Raw genomic sequence first — 331 nt, 5'->3', positions numbered from 1 at the left:
CGTCTTCCATCTGGATATATACCCCGCCATACCCGGGTAATTCCCGGGCGCAAACTTCTGCAATCTCAGATGATGGTGTTATGGGATAGCCGGCAAAAAATCTTGCCCCGGCGTCAATTGCTCCCCAGGCGCAGGCTTCATTTCCCTGAAGCAGTTGCATTCCTTTCGGTCTACTCACCGGCAATCACCTCCAGCGTTATGGCAAAGTCCGGGCAGCGCAACTCGCAAAACCCGCAGCTGGTACATTTATCGAGCTCGTTTACCAACGGCAGTCCATCTTTGGCCGCCCCGTATACTTTGGCCGGACAAAATTCGATACAATAGCCGCATC

At 53.5% G+C, this 331-nt stretch carries 1 protein-coding gene and 1 pseudogene; both read right to left on the bottom strand.

Annotation, left to right across the window (positions count from 1 at the left end; translation table 11 throughout):
- Positions 1-160: pseudogene (locus tag IT084_RS19155) on the bottom strand (2-oxoacid:acceptor oxidoreductase subunit alpha); the annotation flags it as partial.
- Positions 161-170: 10 nt separating this feature from the next.
- Positions 171-317, bottom strand: coding sequence for a ferredoxin family protein (locus tag IT084_RS19150; protein ID WP_395880093.1), 147 nt, complete (start codon positions 315-317; stop codon positions 171-173).
- Between the last annotated feature and the right edge of the window lie 14 nt (positions 318-331).

It is taken from the genome of Desulfallas sp. Bu1-1 (assembly GCF_015594625.1).
Classification (GTDB): Bacteria; Bacillota; Desulfotomaculia; order Desulfotomaculales; family Desulfallaceae; genus JADNRQ01.
Note: the sequence above shows the minus strand (reverse complement) of the source record. Positions and strands in the feature narration are given on the sequence as shown.